Annotated in this window: 10 protein-coding genes; all 10 read left to right on the forward strand. The window is 34.0% G+C overall.

Annotated features, from left to right (window positions below):
* Positions 1 to 198: 198 nt before the first annotated feature.
* Positions 199 to 1,686, forward strand: a complete 1,488-nt coding sequence (locus Q4548_RS15760) for an arylsulfatase (RefSeq protein WP_303456718.1) — start codon at positions 199 to 201, stop codon at positions 1,684 to 1,686.
* A gap of 15 nt (positions 1,687 to 1,701) precedes the next feature.
* Positions 1,702 to 4,071 carry a right-handed parallel beta-helix repeat-containing protein gene (locus Q4548_RS15765; protein ID WP_303456721.1) on the forward strand — a complete coding sequence of 790 codons (2,370 nt, stop codon included), beginning with the start codon at positions 1,702 to 1,704 and terminating at the stop codon, positions 4,069 to 4,071.
* A gap of 32 nt (positions 4,072 to 4,103) precedes the next feature.
* Positions 4,104 to 5,720 carry a family 43 glycosylhydrolase gene (locus Q4548_RS15770; protein ID WP_303456724.1) on the forward strand — a complete coding sequence of 539 codons (1,617 nt, stop codon included), beginning with the start codon at positions 4,104 to 4,106 and terminating at the stop codon, positions 5,718 to 5,720.
* Positions 5,721 to 5,728: 8 nt separating this feature from the next.
* Positions 5,729 to 7,900, forward strand: a complete 2,172-nt coding sequence (locus Q4548_RS15775; protein ID WP_303456727.1) for an alpha-galactosidase — start codon at positions 5,729 to 5,731, stop codon at positions 7,898 to 7,900.
* A gap of 9 nt (positions 7,901 to 7,909) precedes the next feature.
* Positions 7,910 to 9,499 carry a sulfatase gene (locus Q4548_RS15780; protein ID WP_303456730.1) on the forward strand — a complete coding sequence of 530 codons (1,590 nt, stop codon included), beginning with the start codon at positions 7,910 to 7,912 and terminating at the stop codon, positions 9,497 to 9,499.
* A 421-nt stretch (positions 9,500 to 9,920) separates the two neighbouring features.
* Positions 9,921 to 12,071 (forward strand): right-handed parallel beta-helix repeat-containing protein, encoded by a 2,151-nt coding sequence (locus Q4548_RS15785; RefSeq protein ID WP_303456733.1) that lies wholly within the window; start codon positions 9,921 to 9,923, stop codon positions 12,069 to 12,071.
* A gap of 35 nt (positions 12,072 to 12,106) precedes the next feature.
* Positions 12,107 to 14,284, forward strand: a complete 2,178-nt coding sequence (locus tag Q4548_RS15790; protein WP_303456735.1) for a right-handed parallel beta-helix repeat-containing protein — start codon at positions 12,107 to 12,109, stop codon at positions 14,282 to 14,284.
* A gap of 892 nt (positions 14,285 to 15,176) precedes the next feature.
* A complete protein-coding gene (locus Q4548_RS15795; RefSeq protein ID WP_303456737.1) occupies positions 15,177 to 18,545 on the forward strand; it encodes a T9SS type A sorting domain-containing protein in 3,369 nt (1,122 codons plus the stop codon).
* A gap of 105 nt (positions 18,546 to 18,650) precedes the next feature.
* The gene (locus Q4548_RS15800; protein WP_336622745.1) at positions 18,651 to 20,075 is read left to right on the forward strand and encodes an alpha-L-fucosidase; all 1,425 of its coding nucleotides are present in this window, start codon (positions 18,651 to 18,653) and stop codon (positions 20,073 to 20,075) included.
* Positions 20,076 to 20,132: 57 nt separating this feature from the next.
* Positions 20,133 to 20,806: sulfatase-like hydrolase/transferase (locus Q4548_RS15805; protein WP_303456740.1), on the forward strand; the 674-nt coding region annotated here is incomplete at its 3' end.

Raw genomic sequence — 20,806 nt, forward strand, 5'->3', positions numbered from 1 at the left:
GGAGAGCATATCAATGTAGCGGAATCTCATCCTGAGAAAGTAAAAGAACTAAAGCAATTGTTAATCAAACAAATTAATGAGGGAAGGAGTACACCTGGAAAAGTCCAACAAAATGATAAGATTGATTTTCCTTGGGTACAGGCTAATTTTGCATTACAATAGTTTAAAGAAAAAAAATATAAAATAAAATAGTTCAAAATGAAACCAATCAAATACTTACAAAGTGTAATACTATTATTACTCGTGGCTTGTTCAGGAGTAAGTCAAAACAAATCTCTTAAAAACACCAAGCCTAACATTATTTTGGTCATGACAGATGACCAAGGAATGGGAGATTTGGCTTGTATGGGAAATCAAGTATTAAAAACCCCTCATATTGATGAGTTTTATGGGAAATCTACCCGATTTACAGATTTTCAGGTAAGTCCAACATGTGCTCCTACACGTTCAGCATTAATGAGTGGAGCTCGACCTTTTGAGGTGGGAGTTACACATACCATTATGCAACGAGAACGTATGTCTTTAGATGTGTTTACCATGCCACAAGCTTTGCAATCGGCGGGGTATAAAACAGGACTCTTTGGGAAATGGCATTTAGGAGATGAAGAAGAATACTTACCTATTAATAGAGGTTTTGATGAGGTCTTAATGCATGGTGCAGGAGGAATTGGACAAACCAGATATGGTGATTTTCCAGCGAATGAAAACAATTTGTATTTTGATAATGTATTGCTTCATAATAACACGGTAGTTCAAACCAAAGGATTCTGTACGGATGTGTTTTTTGATGCAGCAGAAAGCTGGATACAAAAACAAGAAGAAGAGAAACAACCTTATTTTGCGTATGTTGCATTAAACGCACCACATGCACCCTTAGTGGCTCCTGAAAAATATAAAAAGCGCTTTTTAGAATTAGGATATGATCAAGGTACTGCAGGACGTTATGGGATGATTGAAAATATAGATGATAACTTTGGTGAGTTAATGCAAAAATTAGAAGCATGGGATGCCTTGGATAATACCATTGTTATTTTTATGACAGACAATGGAGCTACACATTTAAAAGGTAGTTTAAATGGAAAGTCAGTAACTCATTTTAACGCAAATTTAAGAGGAGGAAAGAATTCTCCTTTTGAAGGAGGAACACATGTACCTGCTTTTTGGTATTGGAAAGGGAAATTTAAAGAAGGATCTGATGTGGATGGGTTGACAGCTCATATAGACATGTACCAAACATTTTGTGAGTTAGCGGGAGTGACACTACCTAAAAAAATGCAAAAGTTAAGTGGGAAATCTTTGGTGTCACTTTTAGAAAACCCTAAGGCAGAATGGGCAGATCGTGAATTGTTTATTCACTGTGGACGTTGGGCAGCAGGAAAAAGAGAGGAATCTAAATTCTCAAAATCAGCGGTTAGAACACAACAATGGCGTTTTGATAATAACAAAGAATTGTTTGATATTTCTTTAGATCCTTCTGAAAAGAATAATATAGCGTCAGAACATCCTGAGGTGATTGCTTCATTGCAAAAATCTTACGATCTGTGGTGGGAAAATGTAAAACCTTTAATGGTAAATGAAGGTTTGCCTAAAGTAGCTCCAGAAGATCAGCCTTTTGCAAAACGTTATAACAAGCAATTAAAAGAACAGGGGATTCCTAATTGGGCTCCTGCGAATACAAATAACTAGAAATAGATAACATTTATGAAAAAGTACGTATTAATTGTTTTCTGTTTTATATTGGGTGGCGTTTTATCTACAGCACATGCTCTAGATATTTACGTAAGTCCTAAAGGTTCTGATGCAAATAGAGGAACAGTAAAAGATCCTCTAGCAACTTTTGCAGCTGCACAACAAAAAGCACGTAAATGCTTAGGTAAAGAGTCTGTTACTATTTATTTTGCAGATGGGGTTTATTATTTACCAGAAACGATTGTTTTTACACCAGATGACTCGGGATCAGAAAAATACCCAATTACATATCGTGCCCAAAATGAAGGAAAAGCTGTATTAAGTGGAGGTAAGGTGTTAAATCTTGACTGGAAACCCTATCAAAATGGTGTTTACAAAGCAAAAACACCAAAAGGAATGTCCATAGATCAGGTTTTTGTTAATGGGTTAAATCAACATATGGCACGTTATCCTAATTACGATGCTACTAAAAAAACAGATGCCTACCAAGGATATGCAGCTGATGCTTTTTCAAAAGAACGCGCTGCTGGGTGGGAAAATCCAAAAGACGGATACATACATGCCATGCATGCTAAAGAATGGGGTGGTTATCACTATATCATCACAGGAAAAGATAAAAATGGAGAAGTTACTTATGAAGGAGGATGGCAAAATAACCGCCAAATGGGAATGCATAGGGATTACCGCATGGTTGAAAATATTTTTGAAGAATTAGATGCCCCCGGTGAATGGTTTCATAATCAAAATACACAAACTTTATACTACAAGCCTGAGACTTCTACAGATTTAAAAACAGCCAAAGTGGAGGTGGTAAGATTAAAACAATTAGTAGATTTTCAAGGAAGCTTAAAACATCCTGTAACGCATATTACGTTGCAAGGGTTTGTGGTAAAACATGCTGCTAGAACATTTATGGAAACCAAGGAGCCTATGGTACGTTCTGATTGGACCATTTTTAGAGGAGGTGCTTTTATGTTAACAGGAACTGAAAATGTTCAGATTCTAGATTGTGAATTTGATCAAGTAGGAGGGAATGCCATTTTTGTAAATACGTACAACCGTAATACCTTGATCAAAGGAAATTATATTCATCATACTGGAGCAAGTGGAGTTTGTTTTGTGGGTGATCCCAATGCATTACGAGATCCATTGTTTGAATACAATCAGAAAAATGATCTATTAAAAATAGACATGACACCTGGACCTAAAACAGAAAATTATCCTGCGTTAGGTACGGTAGAAGATTGTTTAATTCATAATGTTGGTACAGTGGAACGTCAACCTGCTGGGGTACAAATTGAAATGGCAATGGAAATTACTGTTAGAGATTGTTCTATTTACGATTGTGCTCGTTCAGGAATTAATATTGGTGACGGAGCTTTTGGAGGACATTTAATTGAGCGTTGTGATGTATTTAATACTGTGTTGGAAACTCATGATCATGGTTCTTTTAATTCTTGGGGAAGAGATCGTTATTGGAGATTGAAGAATTTAGATTTAGAAAAATATCCAGAACTACCTTTTGCGGATGCAATGAAAACGACCATTATTAGAAACAGTCGCTGGCGTTGTGATCATGGTTGGGATATTGATTTGGACGATGGTTCTACCAACTATGATATTTATAACAATTTAATGTTGGCGGGTGGTTTAAAACTTCGTGAAGGATACCGAAGACGTGCTTGGAATAACATCACGGTAAACAATACCTTTCACCCTCATGTATGGTATGAAAATAGTAGAGATGAAGTGTTTTCTAATATTTTTATGTTTAAATATCAAGGGGTAAAAGTACCTACAGAAAAGAATCCAGGAAAGTTAGTAGATAGCAATCTTATTTTTGGTTCAGAGCTTACTCAAATGTTTGGATGGGATGAACATTCCATTGTAGCAGACCCAGAATTTATAGATCCTGCAAATGGAGACTTTAGAGTAAAAGAAGGTTCTCCAGCATTTAGTATTGGGTTTAAAAATTTCCCGATGGATCAATTTGGAGTTAAAAAACCAGTTTTAAAAGCAATAGCAAGAACACCAGTTATTCCTGCTTTAGGAGTTTCTGAAGCACTTAAGAGTAAAGGGAAATCAAAAAAAATAGGGAAGCCAGTTTGGTTAGGAGCTACTATTAGTGGTTTGTCAGGTATGGAATTTTCAGCCTATGGAGTTTCTAAAGAAGATGGAGGTATTGCTTTAATAACAGTACCTAAAAATTCTAAAGTAGCCAAATTAAAACTTTTAGAAGGAGATTTAATTTTAACTGTAAATGGAAAAAAAGTAATGAATCCAAAACAGTTTTTAAGAATCATGAAAAGAATAAAAGATTTAGAAGTTACTTTAAAAATTGTGAGAGAACAAAAAGAGATGGAGCTAAAAATTTCTTTGTAATATCTTTTCTAAGTATAAAACTAAAATCAATCATGAAAATAAAAATATTCGTAACAGTTTTAATAGTGGTATTCCAAATGAATGCTCAAAACCGTCGCTCTAATCCTATTATAAGCCATATGTTCACGGCAGATCCATCAGCACATGTGTGGAATGATGGTCGTTTGTATGTATATCCTTCAACAGATAATGCACCTGCTAAAGGCTATAAAACGATGGATGGATATCATGTGTTTTCTACGGATGATATGATTACATGGAAAGACCATGGTGAAATTCTTCATTCAAGAGATGTAAGTTGGGGAATTCAAAAAGGAGGATTTATGTGGGCACCAGATTGTGCTTATAAAAATGGAACATACTATTATTATTTTCCACATAAAAATAAAAAAGGAGTATGGGAAATAGGAATAGCTACCAGTAAAAAACCTGCTTCTGATTTTAAATTACAAGGTTATGTTAAAGGGGGGAATGCTTTTTGTGATCCATGTGTTTTTGTAGATGATGATGGACAAGCTTATCTTTATGCGGTAAAAAATACCAAAGCTTATGCAGCAAAATTAAATGATAATATGATGGAGGTGGATGGAGAAATGACCGAGCAAATTGGTGCTACAGGTCATAGAGAGGGTCCATTTGTGGTAAAACGTAAAGGCATGTACTATTTAATATATCCAGATCACTTTCCAAAAACAAACAAAATGGGCTATGCTATGAGTAAAAATCCTTTAGGTCCTTGGGAATTTAAAGGAGTGTTTATGGATCATACCGATGTAATTACCATGCATGGTTCTTTGGTAGAGTTTGAAGGGCAATGGTATGTTTTTTATCACAATGGAAATTTATCTGGAGGAATAGGACCTAATAGATCTGTTTGTTTTGATCCTATTTATTTTAATGAAGATGGAACTATTCAAATGGTAAAGCAAACTTTAGGGGTTGATTTGCCTACTTTTCATAAGGATGTGAATTTTAACGGAATGATGGGAACTTTAGCTTTAGGGAATTATACACAAACAGAGTTGAAAAAATCAGGGATATTTTCAGATGAAATTTCATCCATTGAAGTACCTCAAGGTTATGTAGTAGAGGGTTTTGAACATGATAATTTCAAAGGGAAATCATGGAGGTTTGAAGAAAATAGAATTGATTTAAATGTTATAGGAGCTGATAATATAATTACTTCTTTAAAAATCACGAAATTTCCAGTTGACAATTTAGTGAAAAATCCTTCTTTTGAATTGACGACACAAGGTCAAGTAAAACACTGGTTTAACAAAAGACCTAAGCCATTTGTTCAATTCAGAGATGAAACAGCAAAAGGATATTATTCATTAAAATACGAAGGAAAAGGAAAACCAAAATCTTTAGTTCAAAAAATAGACATTGCTCCAAACACTCAATATGAATTAAGTGTTCAGCTTAAAATAAAATCAGGTACCAAAGGAAAAGTTATTTTTGATACCAATGGGAGTTTTGATAATACTTGTAAGTTTGAGTTAAATGCTACTAGTAAAACGGATGAATGGGTAACCTATAAAGGAGTTTTTAATAGTGGGAATGTTAAAACCGTACAATTACGTTGTATTACTTCTGATGATTTTAACGGTGTAGGTTATTGGGATGATGTGGTTTTAAAGGCTAAATAATCTAATCAATGAAAAAAATATTCATTCTTTTTCTAGGTTGTGTTTTCATACAAAACCACTTGTTTGCTCAACTAATTCATATTAGTACTCAAGAAAATTCATTAATTTTTCAGGTAACCAAACAAAAAAAAGTAATGCAATCGCATTATGGAAAGTTGATAAAAAACACTCAAGGCCTAGAAGATATGGCCGTGGTGTTTAATGAGGCTTATCCTAGTTTTGGAAATGGAAACAATGATGAGGTAGCTTTAATAGCCACTCATGATGATGGAACCATGGCTACGGATTTGTTTTATAAATCTCATCAACAAGAAAAAGAAGACAATATACAAAAGACTGTTATTCATTTAAAAGATGATAAAAAAGAATTGTATGTTGATTTACATTTTAAGGCTTATGCTCATGAAAATGTCATAGAGCAATGGATAGTTGTTCATAACAAAGAAAAGAAAGAAATAAGTTTGTCTCAATTTGCATCTTCTGCTATTGGATTTAAGGCAACAGATTATTATTTGTCACATTTTTATGGAAGTCATTCTAAAGAAATGATGATTTCTGAAGAACGTTTAACCAACGGTATTAAAATCATTGAGACCAAAAGAGGGGTAAGAACAACTGAATATGAAAACCCAACGTTTATGTTGTCTTTAAATGGAGCTGCCAAAGAAAGTCATGGAGAGGTAATTGCAGGGGCTTTGGCTTGGTCTGGAAATTTTAGATTAGCATTTCAGGTAGATGACAAGGCAAGATGCCAAATGATTTCGGGAATCAATTCTTTTGCTTCTACATATCACCTTGCTTCTGGAGAAAATTTTGAAACTCCTAGAATGATTTTAACTTATAGTGATGAAGGAAAAAACAAAGCCTCTATCAACTTACATCGTTGGGCTAAAAAATATAACTTAAGAGCAGGGAATGAGTTAAGACCTATTGTGTTAAATAGTTGGGAAGGAGCTTATTTCAAGTTTGATGCAGACAAGTTAAAGAACATGATGGATGGAGCTGCAGAAATGGGGGTTGAGGTTTTTGTGTTAGATGATGGATGGTTTGGAAATAAATATCCAAGAAACAATGCAAAGGCTGGTTTGGGTGACTGGCAAGTAAATCAAAAAAAATTACCCAAAGGTTTAGACGATTTAATCGATTATACAGCATATAAGGGCATGCGTTTTGGGATTTGGGTAGAGCCAGAAATGGTAAATCCTAAAAGTGAGTTGGCTGAAAAACACCCAGACTGGATAGTGCAAAGACAGAATGATAGAAAAATGTTGTTAGAACGCAATCAACTATTATTAGATTTATCAAACCCTAAAGTGCAAGATTTTGTGTTCAATGTGGTAGATCGTCTTTTAACTACGCATCCTAAAATAGCTTATGTAAAATGGGATGCCAATAGACATGTACAGAATTTTGGTTCTACCTATTTATCAGAAAAAAAACAATCTCACCTTTTTATAAATTACACTCGTGGCTTAGAAAATGTGTTAAAACGTTTGGAGAAAAAATACCCATCCACTATTTTTCAGGCTTGTGCTTCAGGAGGAGGCCGTGTAGATTTTAGTTCTATGAAACACACACATGAGTTTTGGGCAAGTGATGATACCGATCCGTACGAGCGTTTGTTTATTCAATGGGGAACCAATCATTTTTATCCACCCATAGCAACTGCAGCGCATGTAACTAAATCTCCGAATCATCAAACGCATAGAGAAACCTCTTTAAAATTTAGATTTGATGTGGCGATGGCTGGTCGTTTAGGAATAGAATTACGTCCAGATGATTTGGATGAAAAAGAAGTGAAATTTGCAAAAAAGGCAATTGCTTTGTACAAAGACATTCGACCAATTGTTCAGTTTGGAGATTTGTATCGTTTACTTTCTCCTTATGATGAGGATGGTTATGCAGCCATCAATTATGTTGCTCCATCTAAAAAAGAAGCATTGTTAATGGTGTATAGTCATGAACATCATCGTAGATACGAAAGAAATTTTGTAAAGATGCAAGGTTTAGATCCGTCTTTAATTTACGAAGTGGAAGAAATAAATACGGACAGTAAGAAATCACATATAAGTTTTAATCATCAATTAATATCAGGAGAGATTTTAATGAACAGAGGTATATGGGTTGATTTAAGAAGACCTTTAGAAAGTGCTGTTTTTAAAATATCTGAAACCAAATAAAATTAAAAAATGAATAAGTTAAATATTTTATTTAAAGGAGTTTTTTTAATGTGCATTACAACTATGATGGCTCAAAAAAAAGAGAATCAACCTAATATTCTTTTCATTTTAGCCGATGATTTGGGATATGCAGATTTGAGTGTTTCAGGGAGTACATTTTATGAAACCCCTAATATTGATAAAATTGCAGAAGAAGGTACAGTATTTACCAATGGGTATGCTAATAGCCGTGTGTGTAGTCCGTCAAGAGCAAGTATTATGACAGGGAAATTTACAGCAAGACACAATATTACAGTTCACATAGGGTCTCCTTCTGGAGAAGCATGGAGAAAGAGAAATAGATTTTCTAAGATGTTACCAGCAGCATATACACATCAATTACCTACAGATTATGTTACCATGCCAGAAGCTTTAAAGGCTGCAGGGTATAAAACGTTTTTTGCAGGAAAATGGCATTTAGGAGATAAAGGATCTTGGCCAGAAGACCATGGGTTTGATATTAATAAAGGAGGTTTTACAAAAGGAGGTCCTCAAGGAGGATATTTCTCACCTTATAAAAATCCAAAGTTAGAAGACGGAAAAGACGGAGAAAATTTATCACATCGTTTGGCAAAAGAAACCGTAAAGTTTATAGAGGAAAACGATCCTAATAAAACAGGTACCCCCTTTTTAGCCTATCTTTCTTTTTATGCGGTACATGCTCCTATTCAAACTTCAAAAGAAAAATGGACAAAGTATAGAAACAAAGCAATTGCACAAGGAATTGCTGAAAAAGGGTATAGTATGGATAAATACATGCCAATACGACAAGTACAAGACAATCCAATTTATGCAGGGTTGATTGAACAAATGGACGATGCTGTAGGTGAGGTGCTTTCTGCATTAGATGCTTTAGGTCTAGATAAAAACACGGTTGTGGTCTTTACTTCTGATAATGGAGGAGTTGCTGCGGGGGATAATTTTTCTACGAGTAACAAACCTTTACGTGCAGGAAAAGGATATCAGTTTGAAGGAGGAATTAGGGAACCTTATATTATTAAAATACCAGGTGTTTCTAAAAAAGGAAGTAAAATTGATGTTCCAGTATCGGGAGCCGATTTTTATCCAACATTTTTAGAACTAGCTGGTGCCAAACAATTGCCAGAAGAACATAATGATGGTGTAAGTTTGTTACCCTTGTTTAAAGGAAAGTCTATTAAAGAACGTCCTTTAATATGGCATTTTCCTCATTATGGAAATCAAGGAGGAGAGCCTTCTTCTATCATTCGTAAAGGAGATTGGAAATTGATTCACTATTATGAAGATGGTAGAAAAGAGTTGTACAACTTGACTAAAGATATTAGTGAAACCAGAGATTTAGTAGCGAAATATCCAGAAAAAGTAAGGGAATTAAACAAGGAATTGTTTGAGTATTTAACAGAAGTTGAGGCAAAATATCCAACACCTGATCCAAATTATTCTGAAGTTAAGGAAAGGGAATTGTTACACAAAACGGAATACAAAAAAATGCCGTCTTTAGAAAAGCAGAGAAAACAAATGTTATCAGATAAATTCCAACCGAATACTGATTGGTGGGGGAGTATGACTACCAAAGATTAAATTAGGTAGTAAAGATACTAGAAGCATACTACTTGTTTTAGAAAATTGGAGCAATACACATCATATTGCGATAAAGGTGACTTTAAATTTATCAGTATTTATAAAATATTTTATAGGATAAGAAGGCAATAAATAAGTTGTTCTTATTTAAATGATATATAAAATACATGGTTGATTTGGGTAACCTAGGTGCTTAATTCCTTTATAAACAGATAGTTTAGGTTACTCAAATCAATCTGATTGAATTCGGTAATAAAAAGCGCGACAGGAGTAACCTGTTTACTGTAATGTGGTTGCATATTTGTAATTGCTGTTAAAATCAAATTCATAATAATTTAGGTTGTTGGTTGAATTAATAATAATTTAATCTGTTGTTGTGGATGAATAATTTTATAAAATACAGTTTAAAATTACGAAAAGAATGAAAAAGCAATTGATTGTAGTTTTGATACTAATGATTGGGGGTTTTAGCGGGGTTGCTCAAACTGTGGAACCAAAACCACAGGCAGATTTTTTTATATCTACACAAGGTTCAGATGATTGGTCTGGTATGTTGGCAAATCCGAACGAACAAGGTACCGATGGTCCATTTGCAACATTAGAGCATGCCAAAGATGAAGTGCGCAATTTGAAAAAAAAGAAATCATCAGATATTGTTGTGCTAATCCGTGAAGGAGTTTATCAATTAAGAGAAACCGTAGTTTTTGATTTGAAAGATTCTGGAAAAGATAATATGAGCATCACCTACGAGGCTTATCCTGGTGAAATACCTGTATTCAGTTCTGGGAAAGAAATTACAGGATGGGAAAAAGTAACGACAGAACTATCTGGTTTGTCTGAAAAAGCAAAAGGAAATGTATGGGTTGCTACTACTTCTGATAAATTCCTAACACTTTATGATGCAGAAGGAATGTTGCCGCGTACACAATCTAACGCTTTTAATGCTCTAAAAGGAGGTAAAAAGAATAAGTTTCAATTCCCTAAAGGCAAATTAAAAAATTGGTCTAATGTACAAGATGTAGAAATTTTAGTTCGTCCAACTCGTGATTGGATGATGAATGTATTACCTCTAGCTTCGGTTAATGAAAAAACAAATACAGCATTTACGGCTATAGATGCAACATATGGTATTGGTAAAAAAGGAATATGGGTTGAGAATGTGTTAGAAGAATTAAACAATCCAGGGGAATGGGTTTTGAATACAAAAGATAACAAAGTATACCTTTGGCCAAGAAATAAAACGGAAGTAGTAGCTCCTACTTTATTAGAATTTATTCGTGTAGAAGGAAAAATAGATGACAAAGAATCTGGAGACGTACCTGTTCGTAATCTTCATTTTAGAGGGTTAACTTTTAAGCATGGCGAGCGCTACACACTTACAAAAAATGATGTTGGTTTACAGCACGATTGGAATATGTTGGATAAAAACAATGCCATAATTCGTTTTAGAGGAGCGGAAAATTGTGTGATTGACCAATGCCATTTCTTAGATAGCGGGAGTGGTGCTATTCGTGTAGACCTTTATGGAAAAGAAAACAAAATTACCAACAACCATATAGAACAAATGGGAGGAGGAGGAATTCTTCTTTGTGGATATGGACCTGGTACCAAAGATGTAAATAAAAACAATACGGTTTACAACAATAATATTCATCATGTAGGAAAAATTTATTGGCATTCACCAGGAATTTTTTTATGGCAAAGTGGACACAATCTTGTGGCAAATAATTTGATACATCATACCAATTATTCTGGATTGATTATTTCTGGGGGAATACTTCGTTTTTTTAAACATGGAAATGGTCGTGAGCAACAACGTGCACTTCGTTGGGACGAATTAAAAAATCTACCTAAGAAATTAGATCACAAAGACATTCAGCCTTATTTACATAGTCGTTATAACATAGTTGAAAACAATGAGATACACAATGCTATGCAAAAACTAGGAGATGGAAACGGAATTTACATTAGAGGTGCAGGAGAAGGAAATGTCATACGTCATAATTATATACATCATTTGGTAGCAGAAACAGGTAAGCAAAGTGGAATTCGTACAGATGGTGGTCAAATGGACGCTATCATTTCAGAAAACATTATCTATAAATGTAAGTCACAAGGAATGACTTTAAAGTTAAACAATCGATTTGAAAATAATATTATTGCTGATGTAATTGCCCCTCGTGGAATCTATATGAAACTTGTTGAAGGACCGTCACATGGAGCAAGTAATAAGCACAATATTTTTTATTCAACTAAGGATGATTGTACTTTTATTTCTGAGCCATCTCCAGGAAAAGGTTTGGTAGGAGAAGATAGCAGAGGGAGAGAAACGGCAAGAATGAAAGATGTTGATTCAGACTATAATATTTATTATTGTAAAGCCGATAATAGTATTGCGGAAAAGAGATTGAAAGAGTTAAAAAATCAAGGAGTAGATAAAAGCAGTAAAGCTGCAGATCCTATGTTTGTGGATCCTGAAAATGGTGATTTCAGATTCAAACCAGGTTCTCCAGCTATAGAAATGGGAATTAAACCCATTGATATGTCTAAGATTGGTTTACGTTCTAAATAATTAAGTATTAAATAATTCAATAAAAAGAGATAAAGATGAAACAAAAATGGATGATATTTTTAACATTAATCATCGGATGTTTTAATGTTGTAGCTCAAACAACATCAAATTCAACAGCCGATTTTTATGTATCTACAAAGGGGTCAGATGATTGGTCGGGTACATTGGCCACTCCAAACCAACAGGGTACTGATGGTCCGTTTGCAACTCTAGAGCAAGCAAAAGAAGCAGTACGTAACTTAAAAAAGAAAAAGTCAACGGATATTGTTGTCTTAATTCGAGACGGTGTTTACAAATTAAGTAATACTGTTGTATTTGAATTAGAAGATTCTGGTGAAGAAAATAGAACGATTACGTATGCTGCTTACCCAGAAGAAAAGCCAGTGTTTAGCTCAGGAAAAGAAATTAAAGGATGGGAAAAAGTAACAACAGAAATTCCAGGTTTGCCAGAACAAGCCAAAGGAAATGTTTGGGTTGCTGCTACTTCTGATAAGTTTTTAACACTTTATGATGATGAAGGAATGTTGCCTCGTGCGCAGTCTAAAGGGATTATAACAGAGTTGAAAAAGAATGGAAGAAACCGATTGAAATATCCTGATGGATTTATAAAAGATTGGGACAATGTGAAAGATGTGGAAATAAAAGTAAGACCTCATCACGCATGGATTGTAAATATGCTTCCATTATCTTCTGTGAATGAGAGTACAAATACAGCAAATACATCTCTAGATGCTACTTATGCAATGAACAGACAGCACTTTTTACCGAAAGCTGAAAACTGTTGGGTAGAAAATGTAGTAGATGTTTTAGATGAAAAAGGAGAATGGGCATTAAATACCAAAGAAGGTAAGGTATATCTTTGGCCACGTAATGAATCTACTGTAGTAGCACCTACTTTAATGGAGTTGATTCGTGTAGAAGGAAAAATTAAAAAGTCTGGATCTAAAGATACTCCTGTTCGTAACCTTCATTTTAAAGGATTAACTTTTAAGCATGGGGAAAGATATACTTTAAAAGCAGACGATGCAGGTTTACAACATGATTGGGATATGCATGACAAAGACAATGCATTGGTTCGTTTTAGAGGTACAGAAAATTGTGTAATTGAAGACTGTCATTTCTTAGATAGTGGAAGTGGTGCTATTCGTGTAGATTTACATGGTATTGGAAATACAATTGCAAGCAATCACATAGAACATATGGGAGGTGGAGGAATTCTACTTTGTGGATATGGACCAGGTACCAAAGATGTAAATAAAAAGAATACTGTTTACAACAATAACATTCATCATGTAGGACAGATTTATTGGCATTCACCAGGGATTTTTGTTTGGCAAAGTGGTGAAAACCGTATTGCCAATAATTTAATACATCATACAGATTATACAGGACTTATTTTATCGGGTTGTATGACAGACTTTTTTGCTAAAAAAGGAAATGGAAGAGAGTTGCTTCGTACACTTCGTAGAGATGAAATGCCAGAATTTTCAAAGGGAGTAAGTCTTGATGAGGTATTACCTTATTTACATACGCATGATAATATTGTAGAAAACAATGAAATTCATCATGCTATGCAAAGATTAGGAGATGGTAATGGAATTTATATTCGTGGAGCAGGTAGAAATAATATCATTCGTCGTAATTATATTCATCATTTGGTAGCAGATATGATTATGCAAGCTGCACTCCGTACAGATGGAGGTCAAACAGGTACTCTAATAACAGAGAATATAATCTACAAATGTACTTCTCAAGGTATATTAACAAAATTAGACAATAGAGTAGAGAATAATATTGTTGCTAATATTATAGCACCACCAAGAGGTTATTATTTATCAGTGCGTGAAGGTCCTTTAACTGGAGGAGCTATTAAGAATAATATTTTATATTCTTCTTCTGCAACAGATACTTTTATTGACGAATTACCTCCTGGAAAAGCAGGAAGTTCTGAAGATAGAAGAGGACGTGTGTTGGCTAGAGCTATGGATGCAGATACAGATCATAATATCTATTTCTGTACAGAAGATGTAAATAAAGGAAAAGAACTCATAAGAAAGAATCAAAAAGATGGGGTAGATTTGAATAGTAAATCTGTGGATCCTATGTTTGTAGATCCTGAACATGGAGATTTTAGATTTAAACCTGGTTCTCCAGCTATAGAAATGGGTATTAAACCTATAGACTTATCTAAAGTTGGTTTGGTTAAAAAATAGATTGAAAAATATAAATATTGCTTGATAAAGCAGTATTTGGTAATTGTAAAAAAGATCTTTATTCGTTAGAATAGGGATCTTTTTTTGTATCATTTTTTAAGAATGTAATAGGTCTCTTACATAAAGTATATTTTCTAGAAAGGAGTGAAATCATTATTTCTGTTTTGCATGCTCTAGGGGTGTATTTTAATTACCACATTGCGCTTATTTTTTAATATTGAGAAAATTATTCAGGTCATTGTAGCAAGAGTCAAAATAAAATTATAGAGACATCAAAATAATGATAGAATTATAGTGTGTCAAAGAATTTCTAACGTCTAAAAAAGACACTTATTTTAAAAAAATAAGTGTCTTTTTCTATTTGAAAACGTTTCTAAGTTTATCAAAAACAAAATTCTAAAATCGTTACAGTATAAGAAAATAGTAGTTTTTAATTCTGTTGTTTTTTCTGTCAAAATGATTGAATAGAGATAAGGTTTGTTTTTACTGTGCTGTTTATTAGAGTTTTATGTGTTGCTCAAATCAACTCGATGGTAAGAGTAAACAAAAAAAAAGATTGGAGCAAGTCTTTAGAATACATACAGGTAATCTTTGTTGTTGAATTAAATTCTGAATAATGGCTGTTTTGTTATTGAAAATTAACTGAATCTAATTTGTTTTTGTGGTTTTGATATTTTTATAGGTTTTTTGTTAGTAATGGTAGTTGTAGTTTGTTTCTGGTAGAACTATATCATTGTAAAACCAGAACTATAAAAACAAAGAATTTAAAAGGAGCAGTTATTACTATGAATGAATTTTTAATGATAGTCATGGATAGCACTAAGGCTATCACAATAGAACTTAGAAAAGTCTAATCACACAACTAACTATTAAACTAAATAAATTTTTTATAATGAATGAAAAATCAGTAATCAAAGATTATTCAACTTTTATGTTGAAGATGGGAATCCTTTTTAATTTGTTGTTGTTCTTTAACGTAGCACAGGCACAAATATTTTATGATGAAACATCGTCTTACCTAGTAAATTCAATAGAAGGAGGAGCAACCTGGACAAAGAGTGCCAGTGGTGATTTTGTTTACAATAATAATGGAACAATTTCGTCTCAAAGAGCGTTGGTATATTCTACAGACGCATACCAATCAGAAGACGGATTTAAATTAACTGTTGAATATACTACAGGTTCTATAGAAGATAATGAATCGCATAATTTTTCTTTTGGATTGATTAGCAATGAAACAAATTTATCCACATATACAGGGTTCAATCCATTTAAAGCAGAGAGTTCTGTATACAGTATTGGAGCAAACCTAACTACTGATGAAGATACAACGGCAAGAGGATTAAATTTTACAAATGTTATAGAACGTACCAATTTAGATGAGTCTGGTACTAGAGCACAATTTAAAGCAGGAACACTTGTTAAAGTTACAATTGAAATAGCAAAAGGAGGTTATTGGTGTTACCGTATTAATGGGGTTTATGAAGATTCTGGAGTGTTAGTTGAAGGTATTGATTTGACTAAGAGTTATCATGTTGCCGTATATGGACAAGATGACAATGGGGATGGTAAATCAATACAGTCTATTAAATTAGAAAAAGGATATGCAAATGGTGAGCGTGCTCAAGGTTTAAGAGGTACATGGAACGGAGGTTTGGTTGTAGAGCAGGTAAAAGATTTTAAAACCTTAGATGTAATGGGCTATTCATTTACTCATGGTGCAACACAAGCTCCATTTCACAAAGCACCTCAAAAATTATTAGAAAGCTTATGGCAAGGAGATGTTGATGGGAATGGAGACCCAATAAACTTAGTAGTACCATTATGGGGAGATTTAAGTTTGGATGAACCGGAATACGATCCTTACTTAGAAAGAATACTAGAAATAAAATCGAAAGGATTTAAGTTTCAGGCCTACATGAACTGTCAGAATTTTATGGGGAATGTAGCGGAATCATACGATGTTGTGGTTGAGCGTTGGAAAACGTATTGTGATACAACTCCAGAGGTACAAGACTTCATCAACAGCCAGCCATTTCACACAGGTGTATGGAATAGAACTACGCAACAATACGAAGATGCTTCTGAAGCACATCCAGATCGTAAATACATGTTTTGTTATGTAGAATATATTCTTAAAGATTATGCGTTGCGTTATGGAAAATATATTGATAAATGGATTTTTGATTCAGGAGGTGACATTTCAAGTAGAGGAGATAATGCTACTAGTGGTATTTTAGAAGAGCAGAGATTGTATCAAGCATATGCAAATGCGGTACACGCAGGAAACCCTGATATTCCTATTGCTTTTAATAACAGTAGAAGTACAGTAAGATACGGCAGTTATCCTTTTGCGCATGCAGTACATTTTGATGATTTTACTTTTGGTCATGCTTTTGGAGGAAATAACAATCATGCAGAAAAAGTAAATGGGAATCAGTTTAATTTAAATTATAGACATGTATCTCGTATGATGGAGACCAATGGATATGTGCATGATGGTGGAAATTGGGCTTGGGATGACAAAATAGTAGGGAATTTTCATTCTAAATTAAGCACCACTGCTTGGACTACAGGACCAAATCAAGCTTGGGAGGAAGCAGATTTTTTACAATGGAATTTAGAAGCGCTACAAGCTGGTGGTTCAATGACTTGGGATGGATCAACATATGTGGTTGCTGGAGAAACTGTATTGAGACCTTGGGCATATGATTTGTTAAAAGCTTTGGACGATCATTTAAGTAAAATGCAGAATCCTGAAAACCCTAACTGGTCAAAAGCATATACGGTTTTACCAGAAGCTACCATATGTAAGCCCTATTACCACGTGTTGGTAGAGGGAACGGATTTTTGGGATCCAGAAGATGATGAAATAACTGAATTATCAATTGTTGCAGAAGGACCTAGTTGGTTAGATATTAGTGAAGATCCTCTGACTCCTGGAAATTGGATATTAAGTGGAATACCTTCGGAATCTTCTGCGGTTTTACTTGAGTTTGAACTTCAGGCTATCGATTCAGAAGGAAATATAGGAAAGCGTAAAGTAGAGCTACAGGTAAATGAAGTAAATAGCATGGTTGTAAATCCAGGTAATGGGTCACCAGTTTGGAAATCGGATGTTATTGAAGTATCTGCAGCAAAGCACAAAGAATTCACTCTTGATTTAAATCGTTGTACAGATTTTGAAGATTTTGATGGAGACCATTTAACAATTAGCCTTGTAAATGAAGAATCATGGCTTTCTTTGATTGAGGTTTCTACAGATATTTGGGAATTAAGTGGAGTGGTAGAGTGTTCTGGTGAAAATAATGTTGAGCTAGCTTTAACAGATGGTACAAACACAGCAAACACAACCGTTCAAATTAACGTTACTGATGCTCAGTTTCTTGAAATGGAGAATAACTCAATTAACGGAGGTGCAAATTGGAATACTCCAAATGAGGTAGATGAAACTCCAGAATATTTGTATGCAAACACGGGTAGAAATTTTAATTATAGATCCCTATTATATTCTAAAGAATCGTTTCAGTCAGATTCAGGATTAAGGTTAAAAATAAAGTATAAAACAGGAAATGTAGAAGATACAGGAGGTCATAACTTTTCATTTGGTTTGATCCGTTCCGATACGGATGTAGCAACTTATGCTGGATTCAATCCTTTTAGAGTAGATACAGGTGTTTATAGTATTGGGGTGAATTTAACACAAGATCAAGAACCAGAAAAACGAGGACTAAATTTTGCAAATGGAATGTCTGCTATAAGTTTAGATGAATCCGGAACTGTGATAGAGTTTGCAACAGGTGTATCAACAGAAGTAATTATAGAAGTAACAAAAAACGGTGTGTGGGCTTATTCAATTAACGGAGTTGTAGAAGCTTCAGGTGTTATTGATGAAGGATTTGATCTTACTAAAAGTTATTATGTAGGTATTTATGGACAAGATGATAATGGAGGGGGGAAATCAATCCAAGAAATTTCATTATCAGCATGTTTTGATGATTCACTATTGGCTGTAGAAGAGCAAGAGCTAGTAGCGTCAAACGTGGAAATTTATCCAAATCCAGTAGAAACTACATTTAAGATAGATAATCAAGAAGGAGCAAAAATTGAAGTATACAATGTATTTGGTTCTTTACATATTACAGAAGAAATAACAAGTAATAGTCATACTATAAATGCTGAAAATTTAACTCCAGGAATTTATATAGTTAGAGTTATTAGAGATGCTAAAACAGCAAACTATAAAATAATCAAACAATAAAATCAATCACCCTATTTCTAATAAACAGATATGAATTTAATGCAATTAACTAAAGTATCCCTATTACTTTTTACTTGTTTTGTTTTTGGTCAAACTGAAAACAAAATGTCACCCAAACAAATTGATCCTAATTGGGAATCAATGATTGAGAATTATGAAGTTCCAGAATGGTTGGTAGATGGAAAGTTAGGGGTTTGGTTTCATTGGGGAATTCCATCAGCTGTAGATGATGATCGTCCTAATGATGGCTCATGGTATGGACGTAACATGTATGGAGGAGGAAAAGAACAAGCAAAGGTGTTGTCTGCATGGCATACCGAAAGATATGGAGCACCTTCAGAATTTGGATATGAAAAACTAGTCCCATTGTTTAAAGGAGAGAATTGGGATCCGGATGCTTTGGTTGCTTTTGTAAAAGAAAATGGAGCTCGTTTTATTATGCCTGTAGCTACACATCATGATAATTTTGACTTGTACGACTCATCACATCCATGGAATTCAGTAGATATGGGACCTCACAGAGATGTGCTTGGTGAATGGAAAACAGCAGCAACAAAGCATGGGTTGAAATTTGGGGTTTCAACACACTTGTATTGGTCACCAGGTTGGTGGAGAACAGCGCGTAAATATCAAAAAAAAGGAACTTTAGCATGGAAACTTTTTAATATGGATTATGATGCTAAAAACTATGCAAGTCAAGATAGTTGGAATGAGCATTGGTATGAACGCTGTTGGGAAATTATAGAAAAATACGATCCAGATATGTTTAACAATGATGCTCCTTTTCCTAAAGTAGGACCAGGAAAAGGGTTAGGAGTCAAATTGTTCTCAGATTATATCAATCGTGATTTAAAAGAAAACAAAGGAAAACAAACGGTGGTTCTTTCTTTAAAAGATAAAACGGTAAACAAAGAAGCTTTTACTTATAATTTAGAAAGAGGTGGGGCTGGAGAAATTAAAACGGAACCTTGGTTGTGGGCAACAGACTTATCTGGAAACTGGTTTTATCGTAAAAACGCTGTTAATAAAATGAGCGTACCAGTTATGGTTGCCAATGCTGTAGATGCTATTAGTAAAAATGGAATTGTAATGTTAAACGTAGCTCTTAAAGGAGATGGAACCATTCCAGAAAAACAACTAGGTTATTTAACAGCTTTTGGAGATTTTCTAAAAATAAATGGAGAAGGAGTTTATGGATCACGTCCATGGAAAATATTTGGAGAAGGTACGGTTGTCGTAAAAGACAAACGTCAGGGAGAAAATCATCAAGAGTACTCTCAAGAAGACATCCGTTTTACCACCAAAGATGGAAATCTGTATGTCTTTGTATTATCAAAACCTACACAAAATATTGTGATCAAAACTTTGGGAACAGTAGGAGTTTTAAATAAAGAAATTAAATGCGTTGAATTACTAGGCAGTAAAGAAAAAATAGAATGGAATCGCTCTAAGGATGGACTTACAATAACATTACCAAAAGAATTACCTGGTAATATTGTGAATGGCTTTAGAATTAAACTTTCCAAATAGAAGATAATTGAATTTGTAGCAAACCATTTATAGCATAAAAACCTTAATAAAAAATACATGAATATTAAATTAATTTTAGGGGTATCGTTGTTTTTAACGTTTTCATTAAATGCAGAAAGTCAAACAACTACTCATAAAAGTCCTAATATTATATACATATTAGCAGATGATTTAGGAATAGGAGATTTGAGTGTTTACAATGAAAACAGTAAAATTCAGACTCCTCATTTAGACCAATTGGCTGCTGAGGGAATGCGGTTTACAGATGCCCACACCTCTTCATCTGTTTGTACACCTACCAGATATGGAATTTTAACAGGTAGATACAATTGGAGAACACCTTTAAAGCAGTTTGTAACATGGGGAAATTCACCAATGTTGATTAAAAAAGATAGAACAACGGTTGCTTCAATGTTGCAAGAAAATGGCTATAATACAGCCAATATTGGAAAATGGCATTTGGGTTTGAATTGGTCTATGAAAAATAGAAGTCAAGAGTTTGATCATTTATCAAGCATAGAAGATAAAGTAGATTTTAAACAAATAGATTATAGTAAATCTTTAAAAAGAGGAGCTTTGGATGTAGGTTTTGACTATTCATTCATGATTCCCGCTTCATTAAATATGCCTCCTTTTGTCTATTTAGAGAATGATAAAGTGGTAAAAGAACCAACAGGAATATCTGTGCAAAAAAGATCAGAAAATAAATATGCTTATTGGATAAAAGGACC

It is taken from the genome of Wenyingzhuangia sp. 2_MG-2023 (genome assembly GCF_030548295.1).
Taxonomy (GTDB): Bacteria; Bacteroidota; Bacteroidia; order Flavobacteriales; family Flavobacteriaceae; genus Wenyingzhuangia.

Coding starts and splice junctions, on each gene's coding strand:
- Q4548_RS15760 (WP_303456718.1), top strand. CDS start 199: ATGAAACCAATCAAATACTTACAAAGTGTAATACTATTATTACTCGTG.
- Q4548_RS15765 (WP_303456721.1), top strand. CDS start 1,702: ATGAAAAAGTACGTATTAATTGTTTTCTGTTTTATATTGGGTGGCGTT.
- Q4548_RS15770 (WP_303456724.1), top strand. CDS start 4,104: ATGAAAATAAAAATATTCGTAACAGTTTTAATAGTGGTATTCCAAATG.
- Q4548_RS15775 (WP_303456727.1), top strand. CDS start 5,729: ATGAAAAAAATATTCATTCTTTTTCTAGGTTGTGTTTTCATACAAAAC.
- Q4548_RS15780 (WP_303456730.1), top strand. CDS start 7,910: ATGAATAAGTTAAATATTTTATTTAAAGGAGTTTTTTTAATGTGCATT.
- Q4548_RS15785 (WP_303456733.1), top strand. CDS start 9,921: ATGAAAAAGCAATTGATTGTAGTTTTGATACTAATGATTGGGGGTTTT.
- Q4548_RS15790 (WP_303456735.1), top strand. CDS start 12,107: ATGAAACAAAAATGGATGATATTTTTAACATTAATCATCGGATGTTTT.
- Q4548_RS15795 (WP_303456737.1), top strand. CDS start 15,177: ATGAATGAAAAATCAGTAATCAAAGATTATTCAACTTTTATGTTGAAG.
- Q4548_RS15800 (WP_336622745.1), top strand. CDS start 18,651: ATGTCACCCAAACAAATTGATCCTAATTGGGAATCAATGATTGAGAAT.